Raw genomic sequence first — 21,863 nt, forward strand, 5'->3', positions numbered from 1 at the left:
GAGACAGGCGCCGCCCCCGCCCACAGGTACCAGGCCACGACGTGCGCGAACCGTCCGCCCAAGGCGCTCCGCCCGCGCAGGGCGAGCACCGCGATGTGCGCCGCGACGACCCCCACGACGCCGGCCGCACCGCCGACCGCGAGCGCCGCGTAGCCCTCGGACACCCCGCACAGCACCGCGGCGATCCCGGCGTTCAGCACCGCCAGCCGCGTCACCGGCCACCAGTCGGGCGGGGCCTGGACGCGCAGCAGCGCCGACGCGAAGTGCTCCGTCCAGGTCACGATCGCGTTGGTCACCGCGCCCAGCAGGAACAGGTGGATCAGCAGCCATTGCGGCATGGGCAGGTCATGCCGGACGAAGGCGGCGGCGACGGTCAGCGCCAGCCAGACCAGCACGACGCCGTTCGCGACGGCGTGCCACATGGACCGCGAGCGGCGCGGGGCCGGCGGCGGGCCGCCGACCTTCGGACGCACACCGAGCGACGTCATGTCGGTTCCTTTCCGGCGGGCGCGGGCGCGGCCCCTCCCGCTGGGCGCGATGGGGCCCTTTTGACCAGGCGTGATGCGGCCGCGGCGCAGGCGCCGAAGAGGAGCAGGGACACCTCGCCGAGCACTCCCCCGGCCGTCCGCGCCACCGCGACACCGGCCAGGTCGCCCGCGACCCGCAGCACCAGCGACGCATGCAGCAGGGCGAGCGGCACGTACAGGATCGGGTGGTAGGGCAGCCGGACCCGCAGCACGGCGGGCAGGATCACCGGCGCGTGGCCGAACACCATCGAGATCACGAAGCCGAGGAACACCGCGTGCAGCGCGGCGTCGTAGAAGCCGGTCGCCGACGGGACCCCGGCGGCGAGCCAGATGGCCCCGGCGACGGCCAGCCAGGCGTATCCGGCGAGGAGGCATGCGGCGGCGAACCGCGGCAGGCCCTTGACGCGGATGGTGCGGCGCGCGACATCGTGGACGGCGAACCAGGCGGCGAGCGCGATCATGCCGAGGCCGGTGAGGCGCCAGCCCGGCTCCGGCCACCACACGGAGGCGGCCGCGCCCGCGCCGAGCAGCCCCGCCGCGGCGACGAGCCCGTCGGACGCGCGGCGCCCCAAGGAGGCGACGCGGGACAGTTCGAGGCGCTCGCCCGCGATCGTGAGGATGAGGAACGCGGCGAGCCAGGGGACGATGTCGCCGACCGTCCGGCCGCCGATCCACAGCATGCCGCCGACGTACCAGGCGACGGCGCCCGCGAGCTGGACGGCGAGGTCGCGTCCGGTCCGCCGGCCGAGGACCGTGATGTAGATCGCGACGAGCCAGCCGCCGGCGGCGGTGAGCAGCAGCCGTCCGGGGACGGCGAACCCGGCGGCGGTGATGAGGCCGCCGGCCGCGGCGAGCGCGGGGGACGCGTAGGCCCAGGGGCGGCCGAGGGCGACGGCGCGTTCGAGGGAGATCAGCGTGCCGAGGAAGCCGAGGGCCATCAGCGGCCCGTGCTGCTGCGCGAACGACGTGCGCGGCAGCGGGACGGGAAGGTCGAGGAGGCTGAGGGCGCCCCAGAGGGCGACGAGGAGGGTCAGCAGCGCGCCGGCGAGCAGCGGGAGCCGGCGCGCCGCCGGCCGGGGCACGGCCCGGGGTCGTTGGTCGCGTACCCCTGTGACCTGATTCTCCATGGCAGCTATTATAAATACAAGTAGTGTTGTGAAAAACAGGCCGGCACTGAGGAGTGCTCATGACCACATCGACCGCCAGCCCGCAGCAGGAGACGGTGCGGGCCATCCTCGACCACCACGAGCGGCTCGGCCGGACGATGGCCGACCACGCGCTGACCATCGCGCGCGCGGCCGACCAGCTCACCGCCCCCTACGACCGGCGCGACAAGCTCGTCGCGTTCTGCACGGACGAGATCATCCCGCACGCCGAGGCCGAGGAGGGGACGCTCTACAAGGCGGCCGAGGACCTGCCGGAGGCGCGGCTGCTGCTGCGCGCGATGCTGCGCGAGCACGTCGTCCTGCGCGAGAAGGTCGCCGAGCTGGCGGCGGCGCGCACGCCCTCGGAGGCGGTCGGCGCGGCGGCGGCGGTCAACGCCCTGTTCCAGTCGCACCTGCACAAGGAGAACGACCTGATCCTGCCCGCGCTGGTGGACGCGGGCGTCGACCTCGGCGCGCTGCTGGACGGCATGCACGAGATCCTCGGCGCGGGCGCGGCGGCGTCCCACGACGACGGCCACCAGTGCACCTGCGGCGGCCACGACGCCCACCCGGGCGTCCCGGGCGCGACCGCCGAAGTGGCGGACGGCGAACTCGACGTGCGGGTGCTCGCCCACGGGCAGCGGCACCAGCAGATCTTCGCGACGTTCCAGGCGCTGTCGGCGGGGACGGCGTTCGTGCTGGTCAACGACCACGACCCGAAGCCGCTCTACTACCAGTTCGCCGCCCAGTTCCCCGGCGAGTTCAGCTGGGACTACGAGGAGGCGGGCCCGGAGGTCTGGAAGGTCCGCATCGGGCGTCCCTGAGCCCTCCACGAGACACGCCTGACGGCCGCGGCGCGGTGGCCGTCAGGCGTTTTCCGTCTTCGAACCCCTACTTGGGGTCGTAGGAGAGGTTGGGGGCCAGCCAGCGCTCGACCTCGGCGACGGGGAGGTCGCAGCGCTCGGCGTAGTCCTCGACCTGGTCCTTGCCGATGCGGCCGACCGTGAAGTACCGGGACGCCGGGTGCGCGAAGATCAGCCCGCTGACGCTGGCGCCGGGCGACATCGCGTACGACTCGGTGAGCTTCATGCCGAGGCGGCCGGCGTCCAGCAGGTCGAACAGGGCCCGCTTGAGGCTGTGGTCGGGGCTCGCCGGGTAGCCGAGCGCCGGGCGGATGCCGCGGAACTTCTCGGCGTGCAGGTCGGCGAGGTCGGGCTCGGAGCCGGGCTCGAACCAGGCGCGCCGCGCCTCCAGGTGGACGTACTCGGCGAACGCCTCGGCGAGCCGGTCCGCGAGGGCCTTGACCATGATGGCCTTGTAGTCGTCGTTCTCCTCCTCGAACTTCGCGGCGAGGTCCTCGGCGCCGAGGATCGTCACGGCGAAGCCGCCGAGGTGGTCGCCGGACGGGGCGATGTAGTCGGCGAGGCACCGGTTCGGGCGGCCCTCCGGCTTGGACGTCTGCTGCCGCAGCATCGGGAAGCGCGGCCCGCCGTCCAGGAGGATGTCGTCGCCCTCGGAGTGCGCCGGCCAGAACCCGTAGGCGCCGGACGCCTCGAACGAGCCGTCCGCGATGATCTGGTCGAGCAGCTCGTTGCCCTCGTCGAACAGCTCCCGGGCGACGGGCTGGTCGAGGATCGCCGGGTACTTGCCCTTCAGCTCCCAGGCCAGGAAGAAGAACTGCCAGTCGATCATCGCGCGGATCGCGGCGAGGTCCGGCTGGACGATCCGGACGCCGGTGAAGTCGGGCGTCGGAAGGTCGGAGAAGTCGACCTGCTCCCGGTTCGCCCGTGCCTGCTCGATGGTGAGCATCGGGCGGCGCTGCTTGTTCTCGTGCTGCTCGCGGAGGCGGGCCTGCTCCTCCCGGTTGGCGGCGTCCAGCGCGGCGGCGCGGTCCTCGTCGAGGAGGTCGGAGACGACGCCGACGACCCGGGACGCGTCCAGGACGTGCACGGTGGTCGCGTCGTAGGCGGGCGCGATCTTCACGGCGGTGTGCTGCCGGGACGTGGTGGCGCCGCCGATCAGCAGCGGCAGCCGCATCCCGCGCCGCTCCATCTCGGCGGCGACGGAGACCATCTCGTCCAGCGACGGGGTGATCAGGCCGGACAGGCCGACGGCGTCGGCGTTCTCGGCGATCGCGGTGTCGAGGATCTTGGCGGCGGGGACCATGACGCCGAGGTCCACGACGTCGTAGTTGTTGCAGCCGAGGACGACGCCGACGATGTTCTTGCCGATGTCGTGCACGTCGCCCTTCACCGTCGCGAGGACGATCTTGCCCTGGCCGCGCTCCTGCTGGACGCGGCCGGCGCGCAGCGCCTCCTCCTTCTCCTTCTCCATGAAGGGCTCCAGGTAGGCGACGGAGCGCTTCATCGCGCGGGCGCTCTTCACCACCTGCGGCAGGAACATCTTCCCGGACCCGAACAGGTCGCCGACGACCTTCATGCCGTCCATCAGCGGGCCCTCGATGACGTCGAGCGGACGGGCGGCCTGCTGCCGGGCCTCCTCGGTGTCCTCCTCGATGAAGTCGACGATCCCGTGGACGAGGGCGTGCGACAGGCGCTGCTCGACCGGCGCGTCCCGCCAGGACAGGTCGACCTCGCGGACGGTGCCCTTGCCCTTGACGTTCTCGGCGAACGACACGAGCCGGTCGGTGGCGTCCGGGCGGCGGTCGAACAGGACGTCCTCGACCAGTTCGAGCAGGTCGGCGGGGATGTCCTCGTAGACGGCGAGCTGCCCGGCGTTCACGATGCCCATGTCGAGCCCGGCGCGGACGGCGTGGTACAGGAACGCCGAGTGCATCGCCTCGCGGACGACCTCGTTGCCCCGGAACGAGAACGACAGGTTGGAGATGCCGCCGCTGGTGCGGACACCGGGGCAGCGCTCCTTGATCCGCGGCAGCGCGTCGATGAACGCCTTGGCGTACCCGTTGTGCTCCTCGATGCCGGTCGCGACGGCAAGGACGTTCGGGTCGAAGATGATGTCCTCGGCGGGGAACCCGGCCTTCTGCGTCAGCAGGTCGTAGGCGCGCCCGCAGATCTCGACCTTGCGGTCGGCGGTGTCGGCCTGGCCCGTCTCGTCGAACGCCATGACAACAACACCGGCGCCGAAGTCGCGGATACGGCGGGCCTGCTGGAGGAACGGCTCCTCGCCCTCCTTCAGCGAGATCGAGTTGACGACGCCCTTGCCCTGGACGGTCTTGAGCCCGGCCTCCAGCACCGTCCACCGGGAGCTGTCCACCATGATCGGGATGCGGGCCACCTCGGGCTCGGTCGCGATCAGGTTCAGGAACGTCGTCATCTCCCGCTCGCTCTCGAGCAGGTCGGCGTCCATGTTGACGTCCAGGAGGTTCGCGCCGCCGCGGACCTGCTCCAGCGCCACGTCCACCGCGGCCTGGTGGTCGCCCGCCTCGATGAGCTTGCGGAACCGCTTGGAGCCGGTGACGTTCGTGCGCTCGCCGATCATGACGAAGCCGGTGTCGGCGCCGATCTCGAACGGCTCCAGGCCGCTGAAACGGCTCGCCCTCGCGGGCCGCGCGACCTCGCGCGGCGCCATTCCGCGCACGGCCTCGGCGATGGCGGCGATGTGCGCGGGGCCCGTCCCGCAGCAGCCGCCGACGAGGTTGACCATGCCGGACGCGGCGAAGTCGCGCAGCAGGGCGCCGGTCTCCTCGGGCGTCTCGTCGTAGCCGCCGAAGGCGTTCGGCAGGCCGGCGTTCGGGTGGCTGGCGACGTAGGTGCCGGCGAGCCGGGCCAGATCCTCGACGTGGGGGCGCATCTCCGCGGCGCCGAGGGAGCAGTTCACCCCGACGACCAGCGGCTCGGCGTGCTCGATCGACCGCCAGAACGCCTCGACGGTCTGCCCGGACAGCGTCCGCCCGGACAGGTCGACGATCGTCACCGAGATCCACAGCGGCAGCTCGGGCGCGACCTCGCGGGCCGCGGCGATCGCGGCCTTGGCGTTCAGCGTGTCGAAGATCGTCTCGATCAGCAGCAGGTCGACGCCGCCCTCGGCCAGGCCCGCGATCTGGTGCGCGTAGGCGTCCTTGACCTGGTCGAACGTGACGGTGCGGTAGGCCGGGTCCTCGACGCGCGGGGACAGCGACAGCGTCACGTTGAGCGGCCCCACCGAGCCGGCGACGAACCGCCGCCCGTCGAACTCGTCGGCCGCCTGCCGGGCGAGCCGCGCGCCCTGCACGTTCATCTCCCGCACCAGGTCGCCCCCGAGACCGTAGTCGGCCTGGGCGATGCCGGTCGCGGTGAAGGTGTTGGTCGTCGTGATGTCGGCGCCGGCGGCGAGGTACTGCCGGTGGACGTCCAGGATCACGTCCGGCCGGGTCAGGTTCAGCAGGTCGGGGTCGCCGGTGACGTCCTTGTCGTGGTCACCGGAGATGCGGTCGCCGCGGTAGTCCTCCGGGGTGAGCCCCGCGCCCTGGAGCATCGTGCCCCAGGCGCCGTCCAGCACCGCGATCCGCTCTTCCAGAAGCTCGCGCAGATTGGTGTGGGTCATTACTTTTCGAGCACCTCCCAGTTCATATGGGAGGCGCCCTTGCGGAAGTCGGTGCATCGAGCCGAGCGTGGCGGGTTCTCACCCGTTGCAGCGCCTCTCGGCCCGTACCGAGAGGTTACCTTCCCGAGATCCGGTGTGTCAGTCGCGTCCCACATTGCGGGCAGGATGAAGTGATGCGCGTACGACCGATCTCGCCGTCGCTCCTGGTCACGGAGCTTTCCGAGCGGATCGCGGATTCCGGGCGGGATTCGTGGCTGCGGGTCGCGATCGACGGCGCGCCCCCCGGCGCCCCCTCGGATCTCGCCGACGCACTGGTCTCGCCACTGCGCGCACTGGGACGGGACGTGGTCCGCGTCTCGGCGCGCGATTTCTTGCGTCCGGCGTCGCTGCGCTACGAATTCGGGCGGGACGACCCCGACCTCTATTACGACGAATGGCTCGACGTGAACGGGCTCGTCCGGGAGGTGCTGGCGCCGCTGGAACCGTCCGGGACGGGGAAGGTCCTGCCGAGCCTGTGGGACCCGGAGCTCGACCGGGCCACGCGGGCGCGGCCCGTGCCGCTCCAGCCCGGCGGGGTCTGCCTGCTGGACGGGTCGCTGCTGCTCGGGCGCGGCCTGCCGTTCGAGCTGACCGTCCACCTGGCCCTGTCGCGCGGCGCTCTGGCCCGCCGCATGCCGGATGACCGGTCCTGGACACTTCCCGCCTACGCGCGCTACGAGAGGGAGGCCGACCCGCTGCGCGCCGCCGACGTCGTCCTGAAGATGGACGACCCCGGCCATCCGGCACTGATCACCGACGTTTAGGGGCGCCATTCCTGCTGGTAGGCGGGGTGAGTGGCGTAAGGGAGGGCGAGGAGGCGGATGATCGGCTCGCGGGCGGCCTGGGCGGCCTCCAGTTCGGGGGTGCGATGGCCCTGGGCGAGGATCCAGGCGTTCTTCTCGTAGTCGTCGACGATCTGGCGGCGGGCGGCCACCTCGGCGAGCGTGCGGGCCGGGTCGTGGCGGGCGATGTGCTCGGCGTAGGCGTCGTTCTCCGCCTTCGCGACGTACGCGGGATCGTCGGAGTCGATGGTGACGGTCCCGGAGGGGGCGGCCTTCCAGGGGGCGGACGAGCAGTCGCGGGCGATCTGCTCGTCCCGGGCGAGCCGGGCGCGGAGGAACTCCACCAAGTCCATGGGGCCATCCTGCCCTCTGCGAGAGCGGGACGGCCCCATGGGAGTTCCGGAGACCGGGTCAGGCGGCGCAGTTGCCGGTGACGGGCTTGCCGGCGAACCGGTCGGTGAGGAAGGCCATCGCGTCCGGCTCGCTCCAGAGCATGCCGGTGGCGTGCTCGGCGAACGTGTAGGTCTTCCAGGTCACGTTCGCGCCCTTCGCGCACCACGCCTTGTGCAGCGTGTCGGCCTGCGCGAACGGGATGATCTCGTCATAGACGGCCTGCGTCTGCAGCACCGGGACGGACGGGGCGGTCGAGCCGAGCCTGTTGGCGTTGAGCCGCTGCTGCCACTCGGGCGTGTCCAGCGGGTCGCTGGTGGTGTAGTCGCTGATCTTCTTGAACAGCGTCCCGGTGAGGGTGCCGATACCGTCGACGCTGACCAGGCAGAGGTGCTCGGCCTTCGTCAGCAGCTCGCGGCCCTTGTCGTTGAGGTACTTCGCCAGGTCGAGTTCCGGGTAGGCGGCGTCGTAGCCGACCGCCGCCATGAACATCAGCCCGACGAACGGCGAGCCGTCCAGGCTCTTGGCGACCGCGAGCAGATCCGCGGGGACGCCGCCCGCGAAGGCGCCCTTGAGGTCGAGGTCGGGGGCGTAGCTCTCGGCCAGCTCCGCGGCCCAGCCCGAGGACGTCCCGCCCTGCGAGTAGCCCCACAGGCCGACCGGCGCGCCGCCGAGGCCCGCGTCCGGGAGGCGCTGCGCGGCGCGCGCCATGTTCAGGACGGCCTTGCCCTGGGAGCGGCCGACCTCGTAGGTGTGCTGGCCGGGCGTGCCGAGGCCCTCCATGTCGGTGACGGCGACGGCCCAGCCGCGGCTGAGCGCGTCGGCGACGAAGAACATCTCGTAGTCCATGCCCTGGGTGAGGGTGTAGGACGGCGCGCAGGAGTCGCCGAGACCGCGCGTCCCCACGGCGTAGGACACGAGCGGGCGCTCGCCCTGGCCCGTCCACGCCTTCGTCGGGACGAGCACCATGCCGGACACGGCGGTCGGCGCGCCCTGCGCGGTCTCCGAGCGGTAGAGGACCTGCCACGACTTGACGCCCTCGTACGGCGAGCGGCCGAGCGGGTCCATGGTGAACACGGCCGGACGCGACCGGATGACGTCGCCGGGAGCGCCGGCCGGGAGCGGGGACGGCGGCGTGTAGAACGGATCCTGCCCCGGGGGTACGGGGTCCTGCGGCGCGGCGGCGGCGGTGCCCTGCAGGGTGGCCGCCGCCATGGCGACGCCGATGCAGGACGCCGCCAGGGTGCGCAGCACGCGGCGGACGGTGTTGGACATGGCGGGTAACCCTTCGTCTTCGCCTGCCGTCGGCGTGACGGCCACCCGACCGTAACGTAATTGGACACTTACTCCAATGAAGCTCGGGACACATCGGAGCGGCGGGTTTTGTCCCGGCTCGACAAAACCGGGGTCACCACCGCACGGGCAGCCGGGTGGGGCCCCTGACCAGGCTCGCCTCGCGCCACGGGACCTCCTCCGCCGGGACTGCGAGCGCGAGGCCGGGGAACTCGGCGAGCAGGACGGCCAGCGCCGCCTCGGCCTCCAGGCGGGCGAGCCGCGCGCCGAGACAGAAGTGCGCGCCCTGCCCGAAGGCGATGTGCGCGGGACCGTCCCTGGTCGCATCGAAGCGGTCGGGTTCGGGGAACATGCCGGGGTCGCGGTTCGCCTCGGCGAGCAGCGGCAGCACCAGCTCCCCCGCGGCGACGCGGCCGGACGGCAGGTCCACGTCCTCCGCCGCGACCCGCGGCAGCGCGTACAGCGCCGGGGTGTCGTGCCGCAGCAGCTCCTCGACCAGCCCCTCGGTCGGTTCGAGGCCGCGGAAGCGGTCCTCGCCGAGCAGGGTGAACACGCCCGACGCGATGAGGTTCGCCGTCGTTTCGTGGCCGCCGGTGATCAGCGCGGTGACCAGGCTGACCAGTTCCGGCTCGGTGAGCGCGTCGGAGCCGTCCCGGGCGGCGATGAGGTCGTCGATGAGCGCCTCGCCCGGGTTCGCGCGGCGCTCGGCGAGCAGGCCGCGCACGTGGTCGCGGAACTCACGCGCCGCCTCGGCGCGCCCGCCGGCGTCCAGGTCGGACGTGGTCAGCGCCGCGTCCGCCCAGCGGCGGTAGCGCTCGCGGTCGGCGTCCGGGACGCCGAGCAGCTCGCAGATCACCCGGACCGGCAGCGGGAACGCGAACCCGGCGACCAGGTCGGCCGGCGGGCCCTGCGCGGCCAGCTCACCGGCCAGTTCCCGGGTGATCTCGACGATGCGGGGGCGCCACCGCAGGATCCGGCGCGGGGCGAACGCGCCCGCGACGATGCGGCGGATGCGGGTGTGCTCCGGCGGGTCCATGTTGAGGATCAGGTGCGGGTCGTCGCTGATGTCGTTGCCGCTCACCATGCGGGCGGCGGGCGTCCCGCTCAGGTCGCGCTTGAAGCGCGGGTCGGTCAGCACGCGCCGGACGTCCTCGTACCGGTGCGCGGTCCTCATCGTGGCGCCGCTCGGGAGGACGGTCTCGGGCAGGCCGTCGCCCCGGTCGTCATCGGCGGTCATCGCGCCTCCTTGATGCCGACCCCGCACAGGTAGTAGTCGCCGCCGGCGCCGATCGTCCCGGTGGCCGGTTCGGGACGCCATTCGTCCAGGCGGACGAGGCCGGGGTCCAGGAGCGTCCAGCCGTCGAAGAAGGCGAGCAGGCGTTCGCGCGACCGGTGGGTCATGCCGGTGTTCGCGCGCCCGTAGACGCTGACGGAGTTCTCGGTGACCTCGTCGTCCCCGGTGATGTGGGAGATGACGATGTGGCTGCCGGGCGCGAGCGCGTCGCGCAGCGCGGCGACCGCCGCGTACGGGCCTTCGTCGTCGGCGAGGCAGTGCAGGACCGACAGCAGCATCAGCCCGACCGGCTCGCCGAGGTCGATGGCCGCGCGGACCGCGCCGTCGTCGAGGAGCGCGCCGGCGTCGCGCAGGTCGTGCCGGACGACGATCGTCGCCTCGTCGGTGGCCGTCAGCGCGCGGCCGTGCGCGACGACGACCGGGTCGTTGTCGACATAGACGACCCGCGCGTCCGGGACGAGGGGCCGGACGGTCTCGTGGACGCTCCCCTGGGTCGGCAGCCCGGTGCCGACATCGAGGAACTGCCGGATGCCGGACGCGGCCAGATGGCGCGCCGCCCGCTGCATGAAACGGCGATTGTGCCTGGCCAGGACGGGAGTGAAGGGCGCGGCGTGCAGAATCTTCCGGGCGGCTTCGCGGTCGACCTCGTAATTGTCCTTGCCGCCGAGGTAGTAGTCGTACATCCGGGCGACATTGGGTATCGCGGCGTTCGTCTCGTCCACGCAGGCTCCCTTGGTTCCGGATTTGCATTATGCCGCCCGGCGGATGGCGGAGGGAGGTCAATGGGCGGCTGCGGTGCGCCCTTTCCAGGCACCGCCTCTTCCGGCCCGGTGGCGGCGCGCGGAATCGACCGTCATGGCGGCGTACATGAGCGCGACGGCGGGCAGCGCGAGGGCGCGCAGCGGCGACAGGCCGTAGAAGCGGAGCATCGGCACGTAGGTCAGCGTCATGATCGTCCAGGCGAGGACGCCCGCGGCGAGGGCGCCGAGGTCGCCGGTGACGGCGCCGGCGACCGTCGCGGCGGGCGGCACCGCGTACAGGAGCAGCAGGCCGAGGACGGTGCCCGCGAGCAGGGCCGGCGAGTAGCGCAGCTGGTGGTAGGCGCTGCGGGCGATCATCATCCACAGGTCGGCGAGGCGGGGGTAGGGGCGGCGGCTGACGACGTCGCGGCCGAGGTCGAGGCGGCAGCGCCCGCCGGCGCGCTTGATGAGGCGTCCCATCGCCACGTCGTCGATCAGCGCGCCGCGGATCGCCGCGACGCCGCCGGCCTCGTCCAGCGCGGCGCGGCGGACGAGCATGCAGCCGCCGGCCGCCGCGGCCGTGCGGGCCCCGTCGCGGCTGACGCGGCGAAACGGATAGAGCTGCGCGAAGAAGTACACGAATGCTGGAACGATCACTTTTTCCCAGCGCGTGCGGACGCTGAGCGTCGCCATCTGGGAGACGAGGTCGCGCCTCGCATTGACGGCCTCGCGGACGAGCCTTTTCACCGTTCCGGGCTCGTAGGCGATGTCGGCGTCGGTGAACAGGAGGAAATCCGGGTCGCCGGCCGCCCGGACGCCCTCCGACATCGCCCACACCTTTCCGGCCCATCCCTCGGGGCGTTCCCGCGCGGATATCACGTGCCCGGTGAGCCGGGCGGCCGTTCCGGCGGTGCCGTCACTGCTCCCGTCGTCGACGAGGACCACGCGGAACACGCCCGGATACTCCTGCGCGAGCAGGGTCGGGAGGGTCTCGGGGAGGATGGCCGCCTCGTCGCGGGCGGGGACGACCGCCGCGACCTCCGGCCAGGCGGGCGGATCGTCCTGCTCCGGCAGTCCGGGCCCGGTCCGCCAGAAGGCGCCGTGGCCGAGGGCCAGGTACAGCCATCCGATCAGTGCCGCCGCCGCCAGAACGTCCACGATCACCACGCTCCGCAGCCTCGCACCGCACCGCGCGCGCGTCCACCGGACGGGCCGGTGGGGCGCGGGACGCTAGAGTCACGCAGGTGGACGACGTCCTTTGGAAGGCCGCCGACAAGCTGCGGGGGGCGGTCGACGCGGCGCAGTACAAGGACTTCGTTCTCGGGCTGGTGTTCCTCAAGTACGTGTCCGACTCGTCCGGTGAAGGGCCCTTCGTCGTACCGGACGGGGCGCGCTGGACGGATCTCACCGCGACCTCCGAGGACTTCGGGGCCTCCGGGAGCCTCGGGGCGCGCATCGACGCCGCCATGGACGCGGTGATGCGGGCCAACCCCTCGCTCGACGGCGCGCTACCGAAGATCTTCGGCGGCGTCGACCAGCGGCGGCTCGGCGAACTCGCCGGAGTGATCGGCGAGGTGCGTTTCGGCGGGAAGGCCGCGCGGGACGTGCTCGGCGAGGTCTACGAGTACTTCCTGGAGAAGTTCGCGCGGGCGGAGGGCAAACGCGGCGGCGAGTTCTACACGCCGCCGAGCGTGGTGCGTTTGCTCGTCGAGATCCTGGAGCCTTTCAAAGGACGGGTGTACGACCCGTGCTGCGGTTCCGGGGGCATGTTCGTCCAGGCGGAGAAGTTCGTCCTGAGCCACCGGGGACGGCTCGACGACATCGCGCTGTACGGGCAGGAGGCGAACGAGCGGACATGGCGGCTGGCCAAGATGAACCTCGCCGTCCACGGGCTCTCCGGCGACCTCCACCGTGCGGACACCTTCCACTCGGACGCCCATCCCGGCCTCCAGGCCGACTATGTCCTGGCCAATCCCCCGTTCAACATGTCGGACTGGTACCGCGACACCGGCGACCCGCGCTGGCGCTACGGCGTCCCGCCGGCCGGGAACGCCAATTTCGCCTGGCTCCAGCACATCATCTCCAAGCTCGGGCCGGGCGGCCGCGCGGGCGTCGTGATGGCGAACGGCTCGCTGTCGTCGCGGCAGTCGGGCGAGGGCGCGATTCGCGCGGCGCTGGTCGAGGCGGGCCTGGTGTCCTGCGTGGTGGCGCTGCCGGACCGCCTTTTCCGCAGCACCCCGATTCCCGCCTGCCTCTGGTTCTTCGACCATTCCGCCGCCGGCGGCCCGGTGCTCTTCATCGACGCCCGCGACATGGGGACGATGGTCGACCGTACCGAGCGAGTCCTCACCGGGGACGACCTCGCACGGATCGCCGGCACGTACCGCTCCTGGCGCGGCACCGGCTACTCCGACGTCCCGGGATTCTGCCGTTCGGCCGACCTGGACGAGATCAGGTCCCACGACCACGTCCTGACCCCCGGCCGGTATGCCGGGACCGCGCGCGGGCATCAGGACGACGAGCCCGCCGCCGCCAGGGTCGAGCGCCTCACCAAGGAGCTCTTCGCGCATTTCGAGGAGGCGGCGCGGCTCGACCGGGTCGTCCGGTCGGAACTGGGACGCCTGGATGGCTGACCGCTGATGGCCGATTGCTGATGGCCGATGGCTGATGTGGCGCTCGGCGAGATCGCCGCCTTCGCGAACGGCAGGTCCGGCCCCGCCGAGGGCTCCGCCTACAGCACTTATGGCGCCAACGGCGTCATCGGCACGTCCGCCCGTTCCAACGCCGCTCCCCACGCCACCGTCATCGGACGCGTGGGCTCCTACTGCGGCGCCGTGCATTACAGCCCGGAGCCGTGCTGGGTCACCGACAACGCCATCATCGCCACCGCGAAAGAGGGCGTGAACCCCCGCTACGTCTACTACCTCCTGAAAAGACTCGCGCTGAACCGCTACCGCATCGGTTCCGGGCAGCCCCTCCTCACCCACGGGATCCTGAACCGCCTCACCACCACCCGCCTGACCAGGGAGGAGCAGGACTCGGCGGCATCCGTCCTGGGTGCGCTGGACGACAAGATCGCGGTCAACGGCCGCATGGCCGCCTGCGCCGACGAACTGGTCCGCGCCCGCTACGAATCCGTCGCGGCCCCGGCCCCGGCCCCGACTCCGGCCCCGGCCTCGAAACGGATCGGCGACCTCGGAGAGCTGATCCGGTCGAACGTCCCCGCCGCCGATATCGACCCCGGCGAGAACTACATCGCGCTGGAGCACATGCCGAAACGGCACATGTGGCTGTCGACCTGGACCGGCGCGTCCGGCATCACCAGTGGGAAGCGGCGGTTCACCTCCGGCGACGTCCTCTTCGGCAAGCTGCGCCCCTATTTCCACAAGGCCGGGCTGGCGTTCGTGGACGGCGTCGCGTCGACGGACATCCTCGTCGTCCGCCCGAAGGACCCGGCCCACCGGGGCTGGCTGCTCGCGGCCCTGTCGAGCGACGCGGTGGTCGCCCACGCGTCCGCCGTCGGCGACGGCACCCGGATGCCGCGCGCGAAATGGCCCGACATCGCCGCGTTCGAGGTCCCGTGGCCAGGCGACGCACAGGCTCGGGCCTTCAACGAATTCACTACGGCCCTGGCCGCGCGCGTGCAAGCCGCCGCCGCCGAGACGCGAACCCTGGCCGCTCTGCGCGACGCGCTCCTTCCCCGGCTGATCCCGTAACGTCCCGCCGGGAACGGCGCCATCATCAAGGGGTGGAATATCTGCTGAGCAACCGCCAGGTTGAGGCCGGAGAACGGTTCGCGGCGATCTCGGAGCTGTTCGACCGGTGGACGTTCCGGCACATGGACGACATCGGCGTCGGGGACGGCTGGCGATGCTGGGAGGTCGGCGCGGGCGGCCCGTCCGTCCCGGCCTGGCTGGCGGAACGCGTCGGCGAGCGCGGCCACGTGCTCGCGACCGACATCGACACCTCGTGGCTGCGGGACGCGCCGGTGGACGTCCGGCAGCACGACATCGTCCGGGACGAACCGCCCGAGGGGCCGTTCGACCTCGTCCACGCGCGGCTGGTCCTGGTGCATCTCGCCGACCGGGACGCGGCGCTGCGGACCATGGTCGAGAGCCTGCGCCCCGGCGGGTTCCTGCTCGTCGAGGACGCCGATCCCGCGCTCCAGCCGCTGGCCTGCCCGGACGAGCGCGGGCCCGACGAGCGGCTCGCCAACAGCGTCCGGCGGGGCTTCCGCACGCTGCTCGCCGAGCGCGGCGCGGACCTCGCCTACGGCCGCCGGCTCCCCCGGCTGCTGCGCGACGCGGGCCTGGCCGACGTCCGCGCGGACGCGTTCTCCCCGATCGCGGCGCCCGCGTGCGGGGTGCTGGAGGCCGCGACCATCCTGCAGGTACGCGACCGGCTCATCGCCGGCGGCCACGCCACCACCGGAGAGCTCGACCACCTCCTCGCGGCGATCGCCGAAGGCCGCCTGGACCTGACCCTGGCGCCCCTGATCTCCGCCTGGGGACGGCTTCCCGGCGAATAACGCGTTGCCTCCGGGAATGCCCGATCTCTAGCGTGGGCGCGAACAGCGTGTAGCTCAGCAGCAGAGCGTCGGGCTTTCATCCCGAAGGGCGCGGGGGCGGAACCCGCCACGCTGGCATGGACGAGGACCTGCGGGCGAATCCCGGATACGCCGCCGGGCAGCTGGCCAAGGCACTCGTGACCGCGCGGTCGCACGAGGACGCGGAGACGCGCCGCCGGGCCGAGGAGCGCCTGAACCGCTGGTCGCGCGTGCTGTCCGGCATGGGCGACGGGACGCTGCGGATCGGTTCGCGCGCCCCCGTCGCCGGGCTGCCCGCCTGGGTGACGCCCGAGGTCGTCAAGGGCGGCTTCGCCACCGGCGCCCCGGCCGCGGGCGGCGACCTGACCGCCCCCGAGCTGGACGCGGCGCGGCGCGCCGGCATCCCCGCCGACCGGCGGGCACTGTTCGCGCACCACCTGACCGATGCCGGGCTGGCCGGCCTCGAGGCGCTGCTCGACAGCGGACGGTACGAGATCGTCCTGCCGGAGGAGTCCGCGCTGCTCGCGGTGGCGTGGCTGCTGCGCGCCGGGGACCGGGCCGCGGCACTGGACGTCCTGGAGAGCATCGGCCCGTTCGCCGGCACGCTGCGCTTCCTGCCGAGGCCCGCCGAGCGGCCGCCGGGCGACGCGTCCCTGGTCAGCCGGGAGACGGCCGGCGACGTGCGGCGGCACCTCGCCGCCAGGCCGTCCAACCGGGCGATCGCCGCGATGAACGAGACCCTGACGGTCTGGAACCCGTTCGCGGACGACCTGCTGGCGCACTGGCTGGAGACCGTCCAGGACGGGCGGGTCCTGGCCACCGAGCCGGACGGCTGGCGCGACCGGGGCGCCGCGCTGCTCACCCGCTACACCGCCCTCGCGGCCGAGCACACCCTCTCCACGAAGCACCGCAAGCCGAAGAGCAACGCGGCCATCCTGCGCACGTCCCTCGCGGAGGTGCTCGCCGGGCGGCGGCCCTCCCCGCTCCTCCGGCACGCCATCGACTCGATGGTCGCCAAGCGGGGCGCGCCCGGCGAGGCACGGCACACCGCGCTGCGCGACCGGCAGGCCGCCGACGCGGCGCGGCCCACGCACCACGCGCTGACGCAGGTCGTGATCGAGCGGCTGGACGCGGTGCCGCAGGACCGGGGCGTCCCGTCCACGGACCCGTTCACCGCGCCCGTCCCGGTCGGGGACCGCGACGTCGAGCTGCCGCGGCACCTCCGCGCGGCGGTCGACCGGGCGCTGGAGGCGCCGGTCAGCACGCTCGCCGAGCGCGGCATCGTCCGGTCCGCGGAGGTGCTGGCGGACCTGGTGCCGCAGCTGGTGGCGTCCACGACCGCGCTCTCCTACCCGGACCCGGCGCTGCGCACCCTGATGGCGTCCGTCCACCGGGCGTTCCGGAACCGGCGCTCGCTGCTCCTGCTGAACCTGGAGCACCAGGTGCGGGTGGACGAACTCCCCTGGGTGAAGGCCGTCCGGAAGTACCGGCGGACGGACGACGCCGCGCAGGCGAACGCGCACACCGTGCTGACGCAGCTCGGCGGCCTGACCCTGCACGCCTTTCCGGGGACGGCCGTTCCCAACCCGATGATCAGCCAGCTCTCCGCCCTCGCCCGGCAGGCGGGCATCGAGGTTCCTTTCGTCGAGGAACTCGCCATCGACATCTTCATGGGCACGTTCACGCCCAAGTTCCTGGCCGCGGCGAAAATGGCCGGCGAGCTCCTCGACGGCACGCTTTACGCGCGCTACTACCGCATCGATTACGCCGCCGTCCGCACCATGGAGACCGGCTTCGAGAAGCTGTGCCTGAAGCGGGCCGGAGGTGACCGGGGGTCGTGGACCGCGGCACACGGCATCGTGGCCAACGGAATGGTGATCGAGCAGTCGCAGATCCTCACCACGCACAACCTGGCCGCACTCGTCCACCCGGTCGGCGTCGCACCCCTGGACGGCTGGAACGACCTGGCCCGGCGCTCATTCGCCGTCACCTGCCGGCTGGTGCGGCGGATCCAGGACAACCCGCGCCCGCTGCGCACGATCAAGGACGCCGCCTACGCCTGGCGCCAGACCCTTTTCTACCTGTCGCTATGCGGCCTGAAGGAGCAGGTCTCCGCCATCGCCTGGATGCAGGACGAGCTGGACCGCCAGCCGCCGCGCACCATCCGGCGACTCGATCCCGTCCTGGCGGGACTCCGGCACGTCCTGACGGGCGGCACCCTCGACGCGGGTTCCGCCCCCAAGGCACGGCAGTTCCTCGGCTGGTCCCCAGACGGACACTGGATGCTCACCTGACCGCAGACATCGGGCCGCAGCCGGGATGCTTCGTAGCGTTACCTCGAAGGCGCGGAGGGTGATGGGGCGCTGGGTGGGGCAAGGGGCTTGCGTGCGCGCAAGGAGTGGTGACTGGGGGTTGTTCGCTGCGTCAGGCTGTGGGTTGTTTCACCCACGTCCGACTTCGACTTGGTCTGAGAACACATGTTCGCTTACAGCCCGACACGGAGACGTGAAACCAACGCCGCCATGAACCCAACAGACGCGTGGGCCGGGGGGCCCGTGCTGGCACCCTCGCTCGAACTCGGGATCCCGTCCGCCTGGAACAACGGCAAGTCGTCCGGGCGGCTCATCGGGGAGATCGACCTCGCCGCGACGCCGCCGGCCGTGCGGCTCGCGCGCAGCTACGTCCGGGAGCTCGTCGGCCAGCACTTCGGCGCGGACCGGTCCGAGCTCGGCGAACTGGAGCTGCTGACCAGCGAGGCCATGACCAACTCGGTGCTGCACGCGCGGCCGCGGCGGGATGGGACGGTCGGCCTGGCCGTCCTGCACCTCGACCGGTACGTGCGGGTCGAGGTCACCGACGGCGGGCCGGAGCCGGAACGGGCGCGGCCGTCCGATGAGCAGCTCCACGGGCGCGGTCTCGCGCTGATGAAGGCGCTCGCCACCGACTTCGGGGTCCACCGGGGCAGGAACGGGACGTCCACGTTCTGGTTCGGGGTGGGCGTCCGGGAAGGGTGGCGGCTGCCGTGACACCGGTGCCGCGGGACGCCCAGGTGAGCGGGGGCCTCCTGGGCCGCGCCGCCGTACCGGGGTGACCGGCCGCCATGCTCGCCGTCACCGGTGACGGGACGGACACATCTTCGGATCGTCCGGCCCCGGTGTCCGGCGCTTCGCTAGGATCGAAGCGTCGACAATTGCCACATCAAGGGCGAGTGATGACAGCGGACGGTGCGCCGAAGTCTCTCTCCGACATCACCCGGGCCATGGGCCTGAACATGTCCGATGTGGCGGCCTTCTCCGGGCTCGACGAGAGCACGATCTTCCGGCTGTGGGACAACACCGAGTGGCTCGACCGGGTCAGCGGGCGGTCGCTGCAGAGCCTCATGTCGTCCGTTCCGGGAATCGCCGAGTACTCGATGGCGCACGCCGTCCGGAAAAGGCGGGACGGGCTCGTCGGCGACCTGCACGGCGAAGGTCTCGCGGTCAACGTGGACGCCCTGGAGAACTCCGCCGTAGCGCAGCAGTATCTGCTGAACGCGCTGGAGGCGGCCCTGCACATCGTGCGCGGGCAGGCGACGCAGAAGACGTCGTCGTTCATCGCCCGGTTCTGGGGCCGGGAGCAGGACCGGGCCCTCGAGGCGATCTATTCGACCGGCTCCGGCGGGCTGCTGAAGGACCCGCAGAGACTCTTCGACGCCTCGGTCGACCTGGCGCCGCGGCTGAACCGCAAGACGTACTCGTTCCATTCGATCCTGGCGCTCAACATCCTGACGCACCAGGTCAGCAAGGTCACCGGGGCGCTGGAGGCCGATCTCAGCTTCGAAGTCCCCGGACGGCAGAGCGCGTTCATGATGCGCGGCGTCGTGATGGGCTCCCTGATCAGCTCGGACGACCTCGAGCTCGCCGAGCGGTACCGCAGGGAACTGGACGCCACGCCCGTGTACGCGGCACTGGAGGAATGGTCGTTCCCCACCTACACCAGAGACGGCCGGATCAGCAGCGACTTCACCTTGCCGAGCTCCCTGTCGCTGCGCAACACGGCAACCGAGGTGCTGCGCGAGATAGCGGTCTACAACGACGCCTACCTGTACTACCTGGTGTCGACGTACATTCCGCTGGCGCTGAGACGCGACCCCGCGTTCGGCGGAAGGATCACGGAGTTGGTGCAGGCGCTGGAACTGCGCGGGGCCGACTGCCGGGACAGAACGATCAGACAGACCTGCAACACGCTGGTGCGGCAGCTCAAGGGCGTCGCCTGAACCCGCGTGGAACGCACTGAGAAATGGGGAGCCGGTGGAGGACACGGCGCAAGCCATCACGAATCTGACGCGCGAAAGGTGGGAGGCCAACGCGCAGTACTGGGTGAAGGTCATCAGGGAGAGCCGCGACCGGTACCGGACCGAGCTGACCGACGCCGCCGTCCTCGACGCCGTCGGCCCCTGCGCCGGCCTCCGCGTCCTGGACGCCGGATGCGGCGAGGGGTACCTGTCCCGCAGGCTCGCCTCCCTGGGCGCGGACGTCACCGGCGTGGACGCCGCGCAGGGGCTGATCGACGCGGCCTCGTCCCATCCGTCGCCAGGCGCCGCGTTCATCCGCGCCGGCGTGGAGGACCTGCCCCTGGAGAGCGGCCGGTTCGACCTCGTCCTGTGCAACCACCTGTTCAGCCATCTGCAGGACCCGACCCGCGCGATCGGCGAGTTCGCGCGGGTGCTGAAGAGCGGCGGGCGGCTGGTCCTGCTGACGCTGCACCCGTGCTTCTACGTGGAGAACTCCGAGCAGGGCGCGATGAACAGCGTCCCGGCCGCGCAGTACTTCGCCTCGCGCGGCATCGACCAGAGGTTCCTGGTGGACGGCATGGAATCCCCTTCGATGATCACGAGCTGGCTCCGGCCGCTGGAGTACTACGCTGGAACGCTCCGAGACGCCGGATTCGTCATCGCGGACCTGCGCGAGCCGCACCCGACCGAGGAGCAGCTCCGCGACGACCCGTGGTGGCGCAAGGGCTTCCCCACGGCGCTGTTCATGCTGCTGATCGCGGAGCGCCGCTAGGGTCGTCCCCATGGACCCCGAACTGGCCGAGCATCCGGACCGGCTCCGGTGGAACGCCAAGTACGGGGACGCTCCGGCGCTGTCGCCCGTCCATCCGCTGGTGGAGCGGGCGCTGGCGCTGCCGATGCCGGACGGCGGCGTGCTCGACCTGGCGTCCGGGCCGTCCGGCAGCGCGCTGCTCGCCGCCGCGGCCGGACGGCGCGTGACGGCGGTCGACATCTCGGAGATCGCCCTCGGCCGGCTCGGCGCGGAGGCCCGCCGGCGCGGCCTGGAGTCGCTGATCACGCCCGTCCAGGTGGATCTCGGGCGGTGGCGGCCGGAAACTCCCGGGTACGCGCTCGTCCTGTGCACCGGTTTCTGGGACCGCGCCGTGTTCGGGCGCGCGGCGGCAGCCGTCCTGCCCGGCGGCCTGCTGGGCTGGGAGGCGTTCACCGAGGACGCCCGCCGCGACCGCCCGCAGATGCCCGCCGCGTGGTGCCTCGCCCCCGGCGAACCCGCCTCACTGCTCCCGGACGGCTTCACCGTCCTCGACCAGGCCGACGTCCCGTCCGCCGGCAAACGCCGGCTCCTCGCCCGCTTCGGCGGTTAGTCGAGGTCGACGACGATCGGGGCGTGGTCGGACGGCCCCTTCCCCTTGCGCGCCTCCCGGTCGACGTAGGCGGAACGCACCCGCTCGGCGAAGGCGCCGTTCCCGTAGACGAGGTCGATGCGCATGCCGAGGTTCTTGTGGAACATCCCGGCCCGGTAATCCCAGTAGGTATAAGGGTGCGGGCCCTTCATGGGGGTGGGGACGACGTCGTGGAGGCCGAGGGCGCGGAGTTCGGCCAGTGCCCGGCGTTCGGCCGGGGTGACGTGGGTGGAGCCGACGAAGACGGACGGGTCCCAGACGTCGTCGTCGGTGGGTGCGACGTTGTAGTCGCCGGTCGCCATCAGGGGCGTCCCGGACGAGAGCTCGGCGGCCAGCGCGTCGCGCAGGGCCGCGAACCATGCGAGCTTGTAGAGGTAGTGGGCCGAGTCAGGGGTGCGGCCGTTCGGCGCGTACAGCGACCAGACCCTTATACCGCCGCATGTGGCGCCGATCGCGCGCGCTTCGGGAGCGAGCAGGACGGGCTCGGTCAACTGCGTCTGCGCCTCCGCCTCGCCCTCGTATACGGGCTCGCCGGGGAAGCCCTTTGAGACGTCCTCAATGCCGACCCGTGAAAGAACCGCGACCCCGTTCCACCGGCCGTCGCCGTGCGCGGCGGTCTCGTAGCCGAGCTCCGCGACGTCGCCGGACGGGAACCTGTCGGCGGCGCACTTGGTCTCCTGCAGGCAGACGACGTCCGGTTTCGTCTCGTCCAGCCAGCCGAGGAGGCGCGGCAGCCGGGCCTTCACCGAGTTGACGTTCCACGTCGCGAGGCGCATTCCCCCAGCCTGCCATCCGGAGGGGGCGAGTCATTCGCCCGGCGGGGATATCCTGGCGGCTTCTCCAGTCCCCTGCCAGACGGCACCGCGGTCCGCACGATGACCGGTAGATTGCGGGTCGGCCTCCTTTACACGGTTTTCACGCTGTGCTTAGC

General features: G+C 72.1%; 18 protein-coding genes, 1 tRNA gene, 1 pseudogene and 1 riboswitch. Of the genes and pseudogenes, 11 read left to right on the top strand and 9 right to left on the bottom strand.

Features of this window, described 5'->3' with window-relative positions; all coding sequences use genetic code 11:
- Positions 1-488 (bottom strand): annotated as a pseudogene (locus tag E1284_RS12155) (multicopper oxidase domain-containing protein); the annotation flags it as partial.
- On the bottom strand, positions 485-1,654 hold the full coding sequence (locus E1284_RS41385) for a hypothetical protein (RefSeq protein ID WP_165965229.1): 1,170 nt from the start codon (positions 1,652-1,654) through the stop codon (positions 485-487). The pseudogene E1284_RS12155 and the gene E1284_RS41385, both read right to left, overlap by 4 nt.
- 59 nt (positions 1,655-1,713) lie before the next feature.
- On the opposite strand from E1284_RS41385, the gene E1284_RS12165 reads away from it, so the two are divergent.
- Positions 1,714-2,496: a DUF2249 domain-containing protein gene (locus E1284_RS12165; protein ID WP_131939153.1), complete on the top strand. Its 783-nt coding sequence runs from the start codon at positions 1,714-1,716 to the stop codon at positions 2,494-2,496.
- 67 nt (positions 2,497-2,563) lie between these two features.
- On the opposite strand, the gene metH is transcribed toward E1284_RS12165, so the two are convergent.
- Positions 2,564-6,175 carry a methionine synthase gene (gene metH / locus E1284_RS12170; protein WP_131939154.1) on the bottom strand — a complete coding sequence of 1,204 codons (3,612 nt, stop codon included), beginning with the start codon at positions 6,173-6,175 and terminating at the stop codon, positions 2,564-2,566.
- 24 nt (positions 6,176-6,199) lie between these two features.
- Positions 6,200-6,280: riboswitch (S-adenosyl-L-homocysteine riboswitch) on the bottom strand.
- 68 nt (positions 6,281-6,348) lie between these two features.
- Here metH and E1284_RS12175 point away from each other — a divergent pair.
- Entirely contained in the window at positions 6,349-6,978 is a 630-nt protein-coding gene (locus tag E1284_RS12175) for a nucleoside/nucleotide kinase family protein (RefSeq protein WP_131939155.1), read from the top strand.
- On the opposite strand, the gene E1284_RS12180 is transcribed toward E1284_RS12175, so the two are convergent.
- From E1284_RS12180 to E1284_RS12200, 5 genes are all read right to left on the bottom strand, one after another.
- Positions 6,975-7,349: a DUF6221 family protein gene (locus E1284_RS12180; protein ID WP_131939156.1), complete on the bottom strand. Its 375-nt coding sequence runs from the start codon at positions 7,347-7,349 to the stop codon at positions 6,975-6,977. The two genes, E1284_RS12175 and E1284_RS12180, sit on opposite strands and share 4 nt — an antisense overlap.
- Positions 7,350-7,407: 58 nt before the next feature.
- Entirely contained in the window at positions 7,408-8,661 is a 1,254-nt protein-coding gene (locus tag E1284_RS12185) for a lipase family protein (protein ID WP_131939157.1), read from the bottom strand.
- A gap of 133 nt (positions 8,662-8,794) precedes the next feature.
- Positions 8,795-9,916, bottom strand: a complete 1,122-nt coding sequence (locus E1284_RS12190) for a cytochrome P450 (RefSeq protein ID WP_131939158.1) — start codon at positions 9,914-9,916, stop codon at positions 8,795-8,797.
- Positions 9,913-10,695: an SAM-dependent methyltransferase gene (locus tag E1284_RS12195; protein ID WP_243714426.1), complete on the bottom strand. Its 783-nt coding sequence runs from the start codon at positions 10,693-10,695 to the stop codon at positions 9,913-9,915. Before E1284_RS12195 ends, E1284_RS12190 begins: the two co-directional genes overlap by 4 nt.
- Positions 10,696-10,752: 57 nt before the next feature.
- A complete protein-coding gene (locus E1284_RS12200) occupies positions 10,753-11,871 on the bottom strand; it encodes a glycosyltransferase (protein ID WP_243714427.1) in 1,119 nt (372 codons plus the stop codon).
- 86 nt (positions 11,872-11,957) lie between these two features.
- Here E1284_RS12200 and E1284_RS12205 point away from each other — a divergent pair, with 86 nt between their 5' ends.
- The 9 genes from E1284_RS12205 to E1284_RS12240 all read left to right on the top strand — a co-directional run bounded on the left by E1284_RS12205 (position 11,958) and on the right by E1284_RS12240 (position 20,893).
- The gene (locus E1284_RS12205; protein WP_207923705.1) at positions 11,958-13,346 is read left to right on the top strand and encodes a class I SAM-dependent DNA methyltransferase; all 1,389 of its coding nucleotides are present in this window, start codon (positions 11,958-11,960) and stop codon (positions 13,344-13,346) included.
- Positions 13,347-13,373: 27 nt separating this feature from the next.
- Complete coding sequence (locus E1284_RS42490) at positions 13,374-14,429, top strand: restriction endonuclease subunit S (protein WP_207923706.1); 1,056 nt, start codon at positions 13,374-13,376, stop codon at positions 14,427-14,429.
- 32 nt (positions 14,430-14,461) lie between these two features.
- Positions 14,462-15,241, top strand: a complete 780-nt coding sequence (locus E1284_RS12210; RefSeq protein ID WP_207923707.1) for a class I SAM-dependent methyltransferase — start codon at positions 14,462-14,464, stop codon at positions 15,239-15,241.
- A gap of 43 nt (positions 15,242-15,284) precedes the next feature.
- A tRNA-Glu gene (locus tag E1284_RS12215) sits at positions 15,285-15,356 on the top strand.
- Position 15,357: 1 nt separating this feature from the next.
- Complete coding sequence (locus E1284_RS12220; protein ID WP_131939162.1) at positions 15,358-17,553, top strand: hypothetical protein; 2,196 nt, start codon at positions 15,358-15,360, stop codon at positions 17,551-17,553.
- Positions 17,554-17,781: 228 nt separating this feature from the next.
- Positions 17,782-18,285 (top strand): ATP-binding protein, encoded by a 504-nt coding sequence (locus E1284_RS12225; RefSeq protein WP_165965230.1) that lies wholly within the window; start codon positions 17,782-17,784, stop codon positions 18,283-18,285.
- A gap of 185 nt (positions 18,286-18,470) precedes the next feature.
- Positions 18,471-19,514 carry a hypothetical protein gene (locus E1284_RS12230; RefSeq protein ID WP_131939164.1) on the top strand — a complete coding sequence of 348 codons (1,044 nt, stop codon included), beginning with the start codon at positions 18,471-18,473 and terminating at the stop codon, positions 19,512-19,514.
- Between the two features lie 34 nt (positions 19,515-19,548).
- On the top strand, positions 19,549-20,304 hold the full coding sequence (locus E1284_RS12235; RefSeq protein WP_165965231.1) for a class I SAM-dependent methyltransferase: 756 nt from the start codon (positions 19,549-19,551) through the stop codon (positions 20,302-20,304).
- A 10-nt stretch (positions 20,305-20,314) separates the two neighbouring features.
- Complete coding sequence (locus tag E1284_RS12240; RefSeq protein WP_131939166.1) at positions 20,315-20,893, top strand: methyltransferase domain-containing protein; 579 nt, start codon at positions 20,315-20,317, stop codon at positions 20,891-20,893.
- On the opposite strand, the gene E1284_RS12245 is transcribed toward E1284_RS12240, so the two are convergent.
- The gene (locus E1284_RS12245) at positions 20,890-21,708 is read right to left on the bottom strand and encodes an exodeoxyribonuclease III (RefSeq protein WP_131939167.1); all 819 of its coding nucleotides are present in this window, start codon (positions 21,706-21,708) and stop codon (positions 20,890-20,892) included. The two genes, E1284_RS12240 and E1284_RS12245, sit on opposite strands and share 4 nt — an antisense overlap.
- Between the last annotated feature and the right edge of the window lie 155 nt (positions 21,709-21,863).

Origin of the sequence: Actinomadura bangladeshensis, assembly GCF_004348335.1 — a bacterium.
In the GTDB taxonomy this organism is placed as follows: Bacteria; Actinomycetota; Actinomycetes; order Streptosporangiales; family Streptosporangiaceae; genus Spirillospora; species Spirillospora bangladeshensis.